The 12,612-nt window shown below is 49.2% G+C and carries 14 protein-coding genes; 13 read left to right on the top strand and 1 reads right to left on the bottom strand.

What is annotated here, in order from left to right; all coding sequences use genetic code 11:
* Positions 1–14 precede the first annotated feature (14 nt).
* From NSQ19_RS07945 to NSQ19_RS07930, 4 genes are all read left to right on the top strand, one after another.
* Positions 15–587, top strand: coding sequence for a stage V sporulation protein AE (locus NSQ19_RS07945; protein WP_017553617.1), 573 nt, complete (start codon positions 15–17; stop codon positions 585–587).
* A complete protein-coding gene (locus NSQ19_RS07940) occupies positions 580–2,058 on the top strand; it encodes a spore germination protein (RefSeq protein ID WP_340702683.1) in 1,479 nt (492 codons plus the stop codon). The genes NSQ19_RS07945 and NSQ19_RS07940 overlap by 8 nt, the downstream gene beginning before the upstream one ends.
* Before the next feature lie 143 nt (positions 2,059–2,201).
* Complete coding sequence (gene lysA, locus NSQ19_RS07935) at positions 2,202–3,518, top strand: diaminopimelate decarboxylase (protein ID WP_340702682.1); 1,317 nt, start codon at positions 2,202–2,204, stop codon at positions 3,516–3,518.
* Between the two features lie 148 nt (positions 3,519–3,666).
* Positions 3,667–4,026 carry a GNAT family N-acetyltransferase gene (locus tag NSQ19_RS07930; protein WP_017553614.1) on the top strand — a complete coding sequence of 120 codons (360 nt, stop codon included), beginning with the start codon at positions 3,667–3,669 and terminating at the stop codon, positions 4,024–4,026.
* A 72-nt stretch (positions 4,027–4,098) separates the two neighbouring features.
* On the opposite strand, the gene NSQ19_RS07925 is transcribed toward NSQ19_RS07930, so the two are convergent.
* On the bottom strand, positions 4,099–4,191 hold the full coding sequence (locus NSQ19_RS07925; protein WP_014098115.1) for a YjcZ family sporulation protein: 93 nt from the start codon (positions 4,189–4,191) through the stop codon (positions 4,099–4,101).
* A 156-nt stretch (positions 4,192–4,347) separates the two neighbouring features.
* On the opposite strand from NSQ19_RS07925, the gene NSQ19_RS07920 reads away from it, so the two are divergent.
* The 9 genes from NSQ19_RS07920 (at position 4,348) to ccsB (ending at position 12,483) form a co-directional block, all read left to right on the top strand.
* Entirely contained in the window at positions 4,348–5,091 is a 744-nt protein-coding gene (locus NSQ19_RS07920) for a segregation/condensation protein A (RefSeq protein WP_013859550.1), read from the top strand.
* A gap of 1 nt (position 5,092) precedes the next feature.
* On the top strand, positions 5,093–5,695 hold the full coding sequence (gene scpB / locus NSQ19_RS07915; protein ID WP_013859549.1) for an SMC-Scp complex subunit ScpB: 603 nt from the start codon (positions 5,093–5,095) through the stop codon (positions 5,693–5,695).
* Positions 5,661–6,935, top strand: coding sequence for a D-alanyl-D-alanine carboxypeptidase family protein (locus NSQ19_RS07910; RefSeq protein ID WP_142236784.1), 1,275 nt, complete (start codon positions 5,661–5,663; stop codon positions 6,933–6,935). The genes scpB and NSQ19_RS07910 overlap by 35 nt, the downstream gene beginning before the upstream one ends.
* Positions 6,928–7,518: a nucleoside recognition domain-containing protein gene (locus NSQ19_RS07905; protein ID WP_207368211.1), complete on the top strand. Its 591-nt coding sequence runs from the start codon at positions 6,928–6,930 to the stop codon at positions 7,516–7,518. Before NSQ19_RS07910 ends, NSQ19_RS07905 begins: the two co-directional genes overlap by 8 nt.
* On the top strand, positions 7,518–8,051 hold the full coding sequence (locus tag NSQ19_RS07900; RefSeq protein ID WP_017553611.1) for a spore maturation protein: 534 nt from the start codon (positions 7,518–7,520) through the stop codon (positions 8,049–8,051). Before NSQ19_RS07905 ends, NSQ19_RS07900 begins: the two co-directional genes overlap by 1 nt.
* A gap of 135 nt (positions 8,052–8,186) precedes the next feature.
* Positions 8,187–8,924 (top strand): pseudouridine synthase, encoded by a 738-nt coding sequence (locus tag NSQ19_RS07895; protein WP_019720474.1) that lies wholly within the window; start codon positions 8,187–8,189, stop codon positions 8,922–8,924.
* 117 nt (positions 8,925–9,041) lie between these two features.
* A complete protein-coding gene (gene resA, locus NSQ19_RS07890) occupies positions 9,042–9,581 on the top strand; it encodes a thiol-disulfide oxidoreductase ResA (RefSeq protein WP_017553609.1) in 540 nt (179 codons plus the stop codon).
* 15 nt (positions 9,582–9,596) lie between these two features.
* Positions 9,597–11,237: a cytochrome c biogenesis protein ResB gene (resB, locus tag NSQ19_RS07885; RefSeq protein ID WP_340702681.1), complete on the top strand. Its 1,641-nt coding sequence runs from the start codon at positions 9,597–9,599 to the stop codon at positions 11,235–11,237.
* A 43-nt stretch (positions 11,238–11,280) separates the two neighbouring features.
* Positions 11,281–12,483, top strand: coding sequence for a c-type cytochrome biogenesis protein CcsB (gene ccsB, locus NSQ19_RS07880; RefSeq protein ID WP_237349380.1), 1,203 nt, complete (start codon positions 11,281–11,283; stop codon positions 12,481–12,483).
* The last annotated feature ends 129 nt before the right edge of the window (positions 12,484–12,612 follow it).

The raw sequence follows: 12,612 nt of genomic DNA, 5'->3' as shown, positions 1-12,612 counted from the left end.
AAGGAATAACCGGCATGGTGGAAAAACGGCGGGTGATCCTTGTCACGGACGGGGATGAGTATGCGAAAAAAGCAATCGAATGCGTTGCGAAAAAAATTGGCGGGCGCTGTATTTCACAGTCATACGGAAATCCGACCCGGTTGAAGGGGGAACAGATCGTGGACCTGATCCTCAAGGCGGCCGGAGACCCTGTTTTTGCCATGTTCGATGATTCAGGGGTGATCGGCCCGGGATCCGGCGAAGAGGCGCTCACTTTTGTGGCCGGGCATCCGCACATCGAGGTGCTCGGCGTGATTGCGGTCGCATCGAAAACCCATCAGGCCGAATGGTCAAGGGTGGATGTATGCATTGACAATACCGGTGAAATAACGCCGTACGGGGTGGACAAATTCGGCATTCCGGAAATGGATTTGAAAAAAATCAACGGGGACACGGTTTACAGTCTTGACCGGCTGGACGTGCCCATTATTGTCGGTATCGGGGATGTGGGCAAAATGTCGAAAAAAGACGATTATCATATCGGCGCCCCGATCACGGAAAAAGCGGTACGCCTGATCTTGGAAAGGAGCGGGTTCAAGAATGGCTGAAGCAGGCAGGAAAAGGCCGATTTCATCCAATCCGGCAGAAGTGGAAGCATTTTTTAAAAATAAAGTCGGGCTTGGCATCAGCTATGATATCGGTGTCAGAAAAATTCGGGTCCTTGATGCAGAAATCCAGCTGTACTATGTCAACGGGCTCACGGAAACGATTTCGATTATCCAAATTATGAAAGAACTGCTGAAATTAAATAACGGCAAGTTTTCTTCCGGAAAAGTGCATGAACTTGTTGAAAATTATATCGTCCATATGCAGGTCGAAAAAGTCAAAACCTATAATGAAATGGTGGATAAAGTGCTGTCCGGGCTGATCGCCATTTATGTCGAAGGGAAGCAAGAAGCATTTATTATCGATGTTCGCAATTATCCGGGAAGGACGCCGATGGAACCGGATACGGAAAAAGTCGTCCGGGGTGCGCGTGACGGTTATGTCGAAAACATCGTCCTCAACACGGCCTTGACGCGGCGGAGGATCCGCGATGAGCGACTGCGCTTTGAAATGATGAAAGTCGGCGAACGCTCGAAAACGGATGTGTCGATTGCTTATATTGAAGGCGTGGCAGATCCGGGCGTCATCGAAACGGTCAGAAAAGAACTGAAGGCGATCGATATTGACGGGATTACGATGGCAGATAAAACAGTGGAAGAATTTATTTTGAAGCAAAATTATAATCCTTTCCCGCTGATCCGATATACGGAACGGGCGGACGTCGCGGCCACCCATTTGCTGGAGGGGCATGTGCTTGTATTGGTGGATACCTCCCCAAGCGTGATGATTATGCCGACAACGGTTTTCCACCATATGCAGCACGCCGAAGAATACCGCCAGGCTGCAGCAGTCGGCACGTTTATCCGCTGGGTAAGGTTTTTCGGGATTGCCGTTTCTCTTTTTCTCCTGCCCCTTTGGTATTTAGTGGCGGTGGAACCGTCGCTTTTGCCGGACCAACTGGATTATATCGGGCCGAATAAGCAGTCGCATGTCCCGCTTGTCCTTCAGCTTCTTATCGCTGATTTAGGCATTGAGTTTATGCGGATTGCCGCCATCCATACGCCGACGCCGCTCGCCACCGCAATGGGCTTGATTGCGGCTGTATTAGTCGGACAGATTGCGGTCGAAGCCGGGCTGTTTGTTTCGGAAGTCATTTTGTATGTATCCGCCGCGGCAATCGGGACTTTTGTCACGCCAAGTTATGAGCTGAGCGTGGCGAATAAACTTGTAAGAATGATTTTACTGATTATCGTGGCGCTTTTTAAAGTCAAAGGTTTTGTGATCGGCAGCACCGTTTTTCTGCTGTTCCTTGTGTCCATCCGTCCGTTGAACACGCCGTATTTCTGGCCGTTTATCCCGTTTAACCCGCAGGCATTTTTCCAAATCCTGTTCAGAAAGCCGATTCCGGGCTCCAAATACCGCCCGAGCATTGTCCGCCCGGTCGACCGCTTCCGCCAGCCGCCTGAAGCTTGAAACTATTGCAGAAAGCCTGTTTTTATGTTAAAGTTAGTAGAAAATTAACGCAAAAGTTGCAGGAAAGGGAGCCGGATGCCTGCCCGGTTTATGCCGGGAAGGCTTCTCTCCCGATTGGCGGAATATTAGGTGGGGTTGAAAACATGAAGCATAACGGGTCGGTAAAGGTGAATGCAAAGGGGCATCTCGAAATCGGCGGTGTTGACACGGTAAGTCTCGCTGCCCGTTACGGAACGCCTCTTTATGTATATGACGTTGCTTTAATACGGCAAAGGGCCAGAGCATTCAAGGAAACATTCCGGAAACTCGGCGTCAAATCCCAGATTGCTTATGCCAGCAAGGCTTTTTCCGCCATTGCCATGATCCAGCTTGCAGATGAAGAGGGGCTGTCTTTGGATGTTGTTTCAGGCGGGGAGCTGTATACCGCACTTGCTGCCGGTTTTCCTGTTGAACGCATTCATTTCCACGGCAACAATAAAAGCCGGGAAGAATTGGAAATGGCGCTTGATGCCGGAATCGGCTGCATCGTTGCCGATAATTTTTACGAGCTTGACATGCTGGAAAATCTGTGTGCAAAAAAAGGCCGCAAAGTTTCCGCGCTCTTAAGGGTCACACCGGGCATTGAAGCCCATACACATGATTATATTTTAACGGGCCAGGAAGATTCAAAATTCGGTTTTGACTTGCAAAACGGGCAGGCGGAGGCAGCGCTGAAGCAGGTGCTGGCATCCGGCCGGATAAAACTGCTCGGGGTGCATTGCCATATCGGATCGCAAATTTTTGAAACAGCCGGCTTTGTCCTGGCTGTGCGGAAAATTATGGATAAACTGGACGAGTGGCATGCCAGGTACGGCTATCTTCCGGAAGTGCTTAATCTTGGCGGCGGTTTCGGCATCCGCTATACGGAAGAAGACCACCCGCTTCCGCCTGCTTATTATGTGGAAGAAATCGTCAAAGAAGTGAAGAAACAGGCCGGTTCCCGCCGCCTGCCGCTCCCCGAGATCTGGATCGAACCGGGCCGTTCGCTTGTCGGCGAAGCCGGGACGACGCTTTATTCAGTCGGGTCCCGCAAGGAAGTGCCGCATGTCAGAAAGTATATTGCGGTTGACGGGGGGATGAGCGACAATATCCGCCCGGCGCTTTATGACGCAAAATATGAAGCGGTGCTGGCCAACCGCGCGCTTGATAAGTGTGAAGAGACCGTATCCGTTGCCGGGAAATGCTGCGAATCAGGGGATATGCTGATTTGGGATCTGCCGCTGCCGAAGACAGGCAGCAATGATCTTTTGGCCGTATTCTGCACCGGCGCTTACGGCTATTCGATGGCAAATAACTATAACCGGATCCCGCGCCCGCCGGTTGTGTTTGTCGAAAACGGCAAAGATGCGCTTGTCGTAAAGCGGGAGACGTACGAAGACCTGATCCGCAATGATCTCCGCCTGCGCGTGCCGCTTTCTTGACAAATCCGCGGCGGGGAAGCGGATGGCGCCTGTTTTCCGGCTTTGCTTTTGGAAAATATTGTACGTGCCTTGTTTACTTTCTCTGAAATAGGAATATACTAATAAGTAAAGCGTTTGAATTAAATTGGATGATTACGAGGGATTCAGTATGTTAATTCGGTATAAAAAATCTTTCGATAAAATTGCCATGGGCCTGTTGTCCTTTATGCCAGATGAAAAAGATTTGAAAAAGCTGCAGCAAACAAAGCAATTGTACGAAACAGAGGACAACTGGCAGCTTTTTTTATGGAAAGAGGATGATGACATTGTCGGCCTGATCGGGGTAGTGCTGGATGGGGACAAAGTGGAAATCCAGCATATTTCCGTCAATCCCTCTTATCGCGACCAGGGAATCGGGAAAAGCATGGTCAAGGCTTTAAAACAAATGTATGAAGGAAAAGAAGTGGTTCCGAATAAATACATTGTTGACTTCTTCCATAAGTGTGCTGAAAAAGAAGACCCGTCCTGACCGGGTCTTCTTTTATTTCGAATACGGCAAAAAGGACCTGCCGGCTTGATCCCGGAGGCCCTTTTTACGGTTTTACCAGATATACGCACTGCCGACAATGATCAACAAAATAAAAAGCACGACAATTAACGCAAATCCGCTGCCCCAGCCAAAACCGTCAGCCATGATAACCCCTCCCTCAACAGTCATTACATGGTATACTATGTAGGCGCGCCGGAACATGTATGGACTCCTGCCCATCTGCGCGCTTTTGATTGGAGATGCATACGTTTCAGGCTATACTTATTTTGACGTTTTGAAAAAGGAACGGTGTACAATTTTATGGAATATAAAGTGAAAATCGGTGCGTTTGAAGGGCCGCTCGATCTGCTTTTGCATCTGATCCACCAGCTTGAAATCGACATTTACGATATTCCGGTGGCTGAAATTACCGAGCAGTATTTGGATTACATCCATACAATGAAAGAGCTTGAACTGGACGTCGCGAGCGAGTATCTTGTGATGGCGGCCACACTTTTGGCGATCAAAAGCAAAATGCTTTTGCCAAAACAGGAGCCGTCCGAACCGGATGAAGATTATACGGTGGAAGAAGACCCGCGCGAACAACTTGTCGAGCGCCTCCTGGAATACAAAAAATACAAGGAAGCAGCCGGCACATTCAAACGCCTTGAAGCCGGCCGCAACGAAATCTTCACCAAGCCGCCGAGCGATTTGTCGGCGTTTGCGCCGGACGCAGATGGAAAAAAAATCGGCGCCAATGTGACGATCTATGATATGATCGGCGCGTTAAATAAACTTTTGCGCAGAAAAAAATTGCAAAAACCGCTGTTTACCAAAATCACACGGCAGGAAATCTCGATCGAAGAAAGAATGGCTGAAATTTTAAAACAGCTGGAAACGGCGCCGGGAAGCGTCCAATTTTACGACTTATTCTCTTTTCATGATAAAGAACAAATTGTCGTAACTTTTTTGGCTGTTCTGGAACTGATCAAGCGCCATCAAATTATGGCGGTACAGGAAGAAAATTTCGGCGACATTACCGTTGTAAGGAAAGAGGGGGATTGATATGGAAATCGTCCATTGGAGAGGCATCCTTGAAAGCCTGTTGTTTGTAGCAGGGGACGAGGGGCTTTCCCTGAAACAAATTTCCCATGTAATGGAAATTGAAGAGTTTGAAGCAGTTGAAATTTTAAAGAATTTAAAAGAACAGTACGAAAACGACCCGGATCGCGGCATCACGCTCGTTGAACTGGCAGGCACGTACCAGCTGGCAACCAAAAAAGAGCATGCGCCGTATTTGAAAAAACTGGTCGAATCGCCGAATACGAATACATTATCGCAGGCGGCACTTGAAACACTGGCGATCATCTCCTATAAACAACCGATTACAAGAATTGAAATCGAAGAAATCCGTGGTGTAAAAACAGAAAGGCCGCTGCAGACGCTGATGGCAAAAGGGCTGATCCAGGAAGTCGGCAGGCAGGAAGGTGCCGGGCGGGCGATCCTTTACGGTACGACCAAAGAATTTCTTGACCATTTCGGGCTGAAAAGTTTAAAAGAACTGCCGCCGTTTCCCGAACAGCCGGAAGATGAATTTTCGCAGGAAGAAGCAGATCTGTTTTTTGAAAAATTCCATGAAGAAAAAGGCGAAAACGGATTTTCGCCGTGAAGAAAGCTTGCCCAAACTGGTGCAGGCTTTTTTCGTCTTCCGCATATTCCGGTTATTTCTTCCTGTTCCGTGCATAAACTTGTACAAAACGCGGTTTGGAAAAGCTGAAAAAAGGAGCTTCTTTATGAAACGGTATTTCCTATATGCGGCGCTTGCGGTGCTAATTTTTTCGGCCCTTCCGCCAAGAGCGGCTGCTGCGCCGTCCGTGCAGGCAAAAAGCGCGATATTAATGGACCAGGATACAGGGCGGGTTTTGTACGAAAAAGATGCATACGAACCGAGAAGCATTGCCTCGATTACGAAAATCATGACGGCGCTAGTGGCCATTGAATCGGGAAAAATGAACAAGGAGGCTGTCGTTTCGGACCGTGCCGTACGTACCGAGGGGTCATCATTGTATTTGAAACCGGGAGACAAGTGGGAAATAAAGGATCTTGTTTACGGGCTCATGCTCCGGTCGGGAAATGACGCCGCCAATGTGATTGCCGAAAATGTCGGGGGCAGCATAGAAGGTTTTGTTTTTATGATGAACGAAAAAGCGAAAGAGATCGGCATGCATGACACCCATTTTGCCAACCCGAACGGCCTTGAAGACCCGAACGGCCGCCATTATTCGACCGCTTATGATATGGCGCTGTTAATGAAGTACGCGATGCAAAACAAACAGTTCCGGAAAATCACCGGCACGAAATTTTACAAAGGCTGGCGGAACAAAAACCGGCTGCTGACTGAAAAGTACCGGTATTGTACGGGTGGGAAAACCGGTTATACGAAAGTGGCCAAGCGGACACTTGTGACAACGGCGACAAAAGGAGGCGAAAATCTTATCGCCGTTACCCTGAACGATTCGGATGACTGGGATGACCATATTGCGATGTATGAGTACGGTTTCCGCCAGTATGACAGGAAACGGATTGTGGAAGAGGGGCCGGTTGCCGCCGTCCGCACGAAATATTTGAAACAGCATGTTTATGTGAAACGGGATATCGTCTACCCGCTTAAAGCCGGAGAAGAAGACGCCGTAAAAGTCGAATACCGGATCAAAAAGCCTGAAAGTTCGTGGAAAGACCCGGAAAGAGTGCCGGAGACCGTCGGAAGGGCGATTGTTTATTTGAACGAAAAAGTGATCGCAAGCACGCCTATTTATTATCAGAAAACGCCGGTTAAAGAGAAAGAAACATGGCTTGAACTGTTCGAGGAGACATTTTGGATCCAATTGGGGCTGAAAAACAATGGTTAATTATATTTGGATCGGCATGGCCGTGATTGGGCTTGTTTTTGCGGCGGTAAACGGGAAGATGCAGGCGGTGAACGAGGCGATTTTTACATCCGCGCGTGATGCGGTCTCGATCAGCATCGGCCTGATTAGCGTCCTTGTTTTCTGGCTCGGGATGATGAAGATTGCGGAAGTTTCAGGCCTCCTTTCGAAACTTTCCCGCCTGTTCCGGCCGGTGATCAAAAAATTGTTTCCGGATGTGCCGGACAACCATCCGGCAATCGGCTACATCCTCTCCAATATGATTGCCAATATGTTCGGGCTCGGAAATGCCGCCACCCCGCTTGGCATTAAAGCGATGGAGCAGCTGCACGAACTGAACGGAAGGAAACCGGAAGCAAGCCGCTCGATGATCACGTTCCTTGCCTTAAACACATCCGGGCTCACGCTTATTCCGGCAACGGTGATTGCCATCCGCCTGAATGCAGGTTCTGCGCATCCGACCGAGATTGTGGCGCCAACCTGTATCGCCACTTTTGCAACGACCATTGCCGCCATTTGCATTGACCGCTATTTTTACCACCGGCGGACGAAACGGAGGAAGTGATGTTTTTGAAATGGATCTCACTGATTTCAATTTGGCTGATTCCGGCAATGGTCGGATTTATTCTGCTTTACAGCGCATGGAAAAAAGTGCCGGCTTACGAAACATTTGTGGAAGGCGGCAAGGAAGGCATTAAAATTGCCTTTTCGATTATCCCTTTTTTAGTCGGCATGCTTGTCTCAATCACGATTTTCAGGGCATCAGGCGCGCTCGATTTTTTTGTCGGATTTTTAAAACCGGCCCTGCATTTGCTCGGTATCCCTTCCGAAGTCGTGCCGCTTGCTTTGATCCGGCCGGTTTCCGGCAATGCCGCCCTAGCCCTTATGGCGGATCTCGTCAAAACATACGGGCCGGACTCGCTGATCGGGAGAATGGCATCCGTCATCCAGGGCAGCACGGATACCACCCTTTATGTCGTAACCGTTTATTTCGGGGCGGTCGGCATCCGGAAAATGGGGGATGCCTTAAAGGTCGGGCTGCTCGCCGATCTGTTCGGGATTATGATCGCAATTTTCATGGTGCTCTTGTTATTCTGACGCGGCGAAAGGGAAAATCAACGGTTTATCCGCCATTTCAGGGTGCTTGTGCGCTTCGTCAGGCTTTGCTTTTCATTGCCGTTATGCCATAATGCTTAAAGGATAGTTTAAGCAAAACAAATTGAGGTGTAACGGATGGAACGTTTGCAAAAAGTGATCGCACAGGCCGGTGTCACATCCCGGAGAAAAGCGGAGCAGCTGATACTGGAAGGGAAAGTGAAAGTGAACGGGGAGATGGTCAGAACGCTGGGGACAAAAGTGTCCCAAGCGGATAAAATTGAAGTGGAAGGCATTCCGCTTGAGCGTGAAGAAAAAGTATATTACCTTTTTTATAAACCAAGAGGGGTGATTTCCGCTGTCAGCGATGACAAAGGGAGAAAAACGGTAAGCGACTATTTCCGCGATGCGGGCGCAAGGGTTTATCCGGTCGGCCGGCTCGACTACGACACGTCGGGCCTTTTGGTAGTCACCAATGACGGTGAATTTGCAAACCTTCTGATGCATCCGCGTTTTGAAATCGACAAAACGTATATCGCAAGGCTTTCCGGCATTCCATCCAGGCAGGAATTAAAGCAGCTGGAAAAAGGGATCCGGCTAAAGGACGGCATGACTGCGCCTGCCAGGGCAAAACTGTTGTCCATGGACAAACGGAAAAAGAAAGCGATCGTCCAGCTTACGATCCATGAAGGCAGAAACAGGCAGGTCAGGCGCATGTTCGAATATCTCGGCTACCCGGTTGAAAAACTGCGGCGCGAAGCATACGGCATGCTGACACTAAAAGGATTAAACGCGGGCGAAAAAAGGGAACTCACCCCGCATGAAGTTAAGACGTTAAGATCCCTTGCCGAAAACGGAGGCGCCTCCCGTAAATAAAAGCTCAAGTGAAGAGGCTTATTTTGTTCACAAAAACTTCAAAAAAAAGCGAAAAAGGACAGAAAAATGTTATAATGTATGAGAGTTGTGTGACACTTTTGGACAGGGGGAGGAGCAATGTCACAAACGAAACAGAAACGCCTCATTTTCCGCGCCTCGATTCTCGCTGTTCTGATATTGGCTGTCGGTTACACACTGTATGCAAATGCGACGAAGGAGTCGCAGGGAGCGCTTGCAGCGGGGGATAAGGCCCCTGATTTTATCCTGAAAGATTTGAATGGGAAAACGTACCGGTTGTCCGATTATAAAGGGAAAGGCGTCCTTTTGAATTTTTGGGGGACATGGTGCGAGCCGTGCAAGAAAGAAATGCCTTATATGAATGAACTCTATTCGTCCTATAAACCAAAAGGCGTGGAAATTCTTGCCGTCCACGTAAAAAATACGCGCTTTCTTGTGGACGAATTCGTGAAACAGTACGGGCTTACGTTCCCGGTGCTGATTGATAAAAACGGTGATGTCCAGCATGCGTATCACATCGACCCCCTTCCGACAACCTTTTTGATCGGGCCGGACGGGAAAGTCAAAAAAGTGATCATTGGAAACCAAAACCTCTCCAAAAAAGACATTCAGGACATGATGGATATGATCAAACCATAACCGAGGAGAGAGACAATGAAGGATATAAAATGTGAGTGCGGACATGTGAATCCTCCCGGGACCGTTTTGTGCGAGTCGTGCGGGAAAGCGCTGACAGCAGAAGCGGAGGCGGCAGTTCTCCATGATATGCGGTATGAAGGGAGCGCGCGCAGGTCGCAAGTGTATAAAAAAACGCCGGTGGATAAAATCTGGAATTTTTTTTCGTCCGTAAAAACCGGCGTCTGGCTGATTGTCCTGACGTTAATTGCGTCAGCCCTAGGCACCGTGCTGCCCCAGGCAGGCTATATCCCTTCCAATGCCGACCCGTCCGATTATTACGAGGATCAGTACGGCTGGTTCGGCAAGCTCTGGTATACGCTCGGATTTGATGACCTGTACAATTCCTGGTGGTATCTGCTTTTAATTGCCCTGATCGGCGTTTCGCTCGTCATTTGCAGCCTTGACCGCTTTCTCCCGCTGCGCCGCGCCCTTTCAAACCAGAAAGCGGCGCGCCACGAAGGGTTTCTGAAGCGGCAGCGCCTTTACGTGAAAAAGGAAGGGGCCATCGATGATGCGTCATATGCACAGGTCAAACGCCGGCTTGAAGAGAAGCATTATAAAATCCGTGAAGAAGGCGGGAACTTATTTGCCGAGAAAAACCGGTTTTCCCGCTGGGGGCCGTACGTCAACCATATCGGATTGATCATCTTTCTTTGCGGCTCTATGCTCCGCTTTATTCCCGGCATGTATGTCGATGAATTGGTCTGGGTGAGGGAAGGAGAAAAAGCGGTGCTCCCCGGCACAAACGGGCAGTATGTACTGCTGAACAAGCAATTCAAGCTGCAAGTTTACAGCAAGAAAGACAATCAAAATTTTGAACCGGCACTGAATAAGGCCGGCAATGTTGCGAAAAATTTTGAGACGGATGCCGTGCTTTACAAGCAGGGGAAAAAGCGCGTTTTAGGGGAAGATGCTCCGCTTAAAAAAGTGAAATCCTACCGCATCCAGGTCAATAAGCCTTTGAAATTCGGGCATTACGCCGTATATCAAATGGATTACAAGCTGGATGAATTCCAGGCGATGTCTTTTGCTTTTGAGAAGAAGTCGGATAAAAAAATATACGGCAAACTTAAAATTGACCTGTACCATCCAAAGGCGGAATACCCGCTCGGAAACGGCTATAAAGTCAAGCTGCTCGGCTACTATCCTTCGTTTACGGGGTTTGCCAAAAACGGGGAGCCGCAAACGGATTCGTATATTCCAAACAATCCTGCTTTTCTTTTCAGTTTAATTTCGCCGGAACATCCGAAAGGGGAAAAAAGTTTTGTTGCCATCCGCCAGACCGTAGAACCGCTCGGAAAAAATGACTACAAGTTGGCTTTTGCTGGGCTTGAAACACGGAATGTTTCTGCTTTGGCCGTAAGAAAAGACGAGACGCTCTGGGTGCTGGCCGTTGGCGGCGCGATCTTTATGATCGGGGTCATTCAAGGCGCGTACTGGAACCACCGCCGTTTTTGGCTGAAGCGGGAGAAAGGCGCCGTGCTTTTGGCAGCCCATACAAATAAAAACTGGTACGGGCTGAAAAGGGAGCTGGAATGGGTGCTCAGCGCATCCGGCATGCCAGCGCTTGTTGACAGAAAAGAAAGGAAGAATCCGCAACAGGCCCATACAGCTTAAACAGACAGGTGCAATCGGATGAGGAGGGGGAAAATTGGAAAATCTGGTCGAAACAAGCAGCCGGTTGTTGTTCGCCGCATTCCTTTTGTATTTAACCGGCACTTTACTGTTCGGCGGCGCGATCCGCACGCCGAAAAAGGGACAGGCAGGCGGCGCCGGGCCGCAAAAAACGAAGTGGGGAAATTTTGCGATCTTCGCAACGGCTGCAGGGTTTATTTGCCAGGCTGGTTATTTTATTACAAGGTGGATAGCATCCGGGCATGCCCCTGTAAGTAATTTATTTGAATTCACTACTTTTTTTGGTATGATGCTTGTTGGAGCATTTATGGTCATTTATTTTCTTTACAGGAGTGCGGTGCTCGGGCTGTTTGCTTTGCCGGTTGCGCTTCTTTTGATTGCCTATGCAAGCATGTTCCCGAAAGACATCAATCCGCTCGTGCCGTCTCTTAGGAGCTATTGGCTGCAGATTCATGTGACAACGGCGGCTGCCGGGGAGGCCATTCTTGCTGTCAGTTTTGCTGCCGGGCTGATTTACCTTGTGAAAAGCACCGATCAGCAAAAATCAAACTGGCAGACTTTTTGGCTGGAATTTGTTATGTTTTGTTTAATTTGCATCGCCGGTTTTATTGTTGCAAAATCCGCTTTCGGCTTGTTTCATTACAAAGTGGATTTCAGCTGGATTGACCGCAACGGGGCAAAAAACACGGGGGAAAATGCCCTCGTCTACCATATGCCGGCTGTTATCGGGCCGCATGACGGGGAAATTTTAACAGCCGGGAGAATGAAGCCGTGGTTTTACGTGCCGGCCTTTATCAATGCCGTCAAACTGAACACGGTCCTCTGGTCTGTTTTCAGCGGCATGATTCTTTACGCGCTGGTCCGGTTGGCGGCCAGAAAGCGGATCGGCGCGCTGTTAAAACCGCTCACCAAAAATCTAAATTTAGATTTAATGGATGAGATCGGCTACCGCTCGGTATTGATCGGATTTCCGGTGTTCACACTCGGCGCGTTAATCTTTGCGATGATCTGGGCACAAATTGCCTGGAGCAAATTTTGGAGCTGGGACCCGAAAGAAGTGTGGGCACTGGTTACGTGGCTGTTTTATGCCGCCTTTCTCCATTTGCGCATGTCAAGAGGCTGGCAAGGTGAAAAATCCGCCTGGCTGGCCGTCATTGGCTTTGCCATTATTCTGTTTAACCTGATTGCAGTAAATCTTGTCATTGCCGGGCTGCATTCGTATGCCTGATTTTGTAAGCTTTTGAATCCTGCGCACCCCCGGGAGGGCCCACCCGGTAATGCGGGGGCTTGCATGGACCCGCAAGGATTTTACCGGCGGATGTATCTTGCCCGGGCAGGCGGCTGATATTGACTGAGG

The organism is Weizmannia sp. FSL W8-1119 (assembly GCF_038008605.1).
GTDB lineage: Bacteria > Bacillota > Bacilli > Bacillales > Bacillaceae_C > Weizmannia > Weizmannia coagulans.
This window is presented reverse-complemented; position numbering and strand designations above follow the sequence as displayed.

Excerpts from the sequence above, each read along its gene's own strand:
- NSQ19_RS07945 (WP_017553617.1), top strand. The coding sequence starts at position 15 with ATGGTGGAAAAACGGCGGGTGATCCTTGTCACGGACGGGGATGAGTAT.
- NSQ19_RS07940 (WP_340702683.1), top strand. The coding sequence starts at position 580 with ATGGCTGAAGCAGGCAGGAAAAGGCCGATTTCATCCAATCCGGCAGAA.
- lysA (WP_340702682.1), top strand. The coding sequence starts at position 2,202 with ATGAAGCATAACGGGTCGGTAAAGGTGAATGCAAAGGGGCATCTCGAA.
- NSQ19_RS07930 (WP_017553614.1), top strand. The coding sequence starts at position 3,667 with ATGTTAATTCGGTATAAAAAATCTTTCGATAAAATTGCCATGGGCCTG.
- NSQ19_RS07925 (WP_014098115.1), bottom strand. The coding sequence starts at position 4,191 with ATGGCTGACGGTTTTGGCTGGGGCAGCGGATTTGCGTTAATTGTCGTG.
- NSQ19_RS07920 (WP_013859550.1), top strand. The coding sequence starts at position 4,348 with ATGGAATATAAAGTGAAAATCGGTGCGTTTGAAGGGCCGCTCGATCTG.
- scpB (WP_013859549.1), top strand. The coding sequence starts at position 5,093 with ATGGAAATCGTCCATTGGAGAGGCATCCTTGAAAGCCTGTTGTTTGTA.
- NSQ19_RS07910 (WP_142236784.1), top strand. The coding sequence starts at position 5,661 with ATGAAGAAAAAGGCGAAAACGGATTTTCGCCGTGAAGAAAGCTTGCCC.
- NSQ19_RS07905 (WP_207368211.1), top strand. The coding sequence starts at position 6,928 with ATGGTTAATTATATTTGGATCGGCATGGCCGTGATTGGGCTTGTTTTT.
- NSQ19_RS07900 (WP_017553611.1), top strand. The coding sequence starts at position 7,518 with ATGTTTTTGAAATGGATCTCACTGATTTCAATTTGGCTGATTCCGGCA.
- NSQ19_RS07895 (WP_019720474.1), top strand. The coding sequence starts at position 8,187 with ATGGAACGTTTGCAAAAAGTGATCGCACAGGCCGGTGTCACATCCCGG.
- resA (WP_017553609.1), top strand. The coding sequence starts at position 9,042 with ATGTCACAAACGAAACAGAAACGCCTCATTTTCCGCGCCTCGATTCTC.
- resB (WP_340702681.1), top strand. The coding sequence starts at position 9,597 with ATGAAGGATATAAAATGTGAGTGCGGACATGTGAATCCTCCCGGGACC.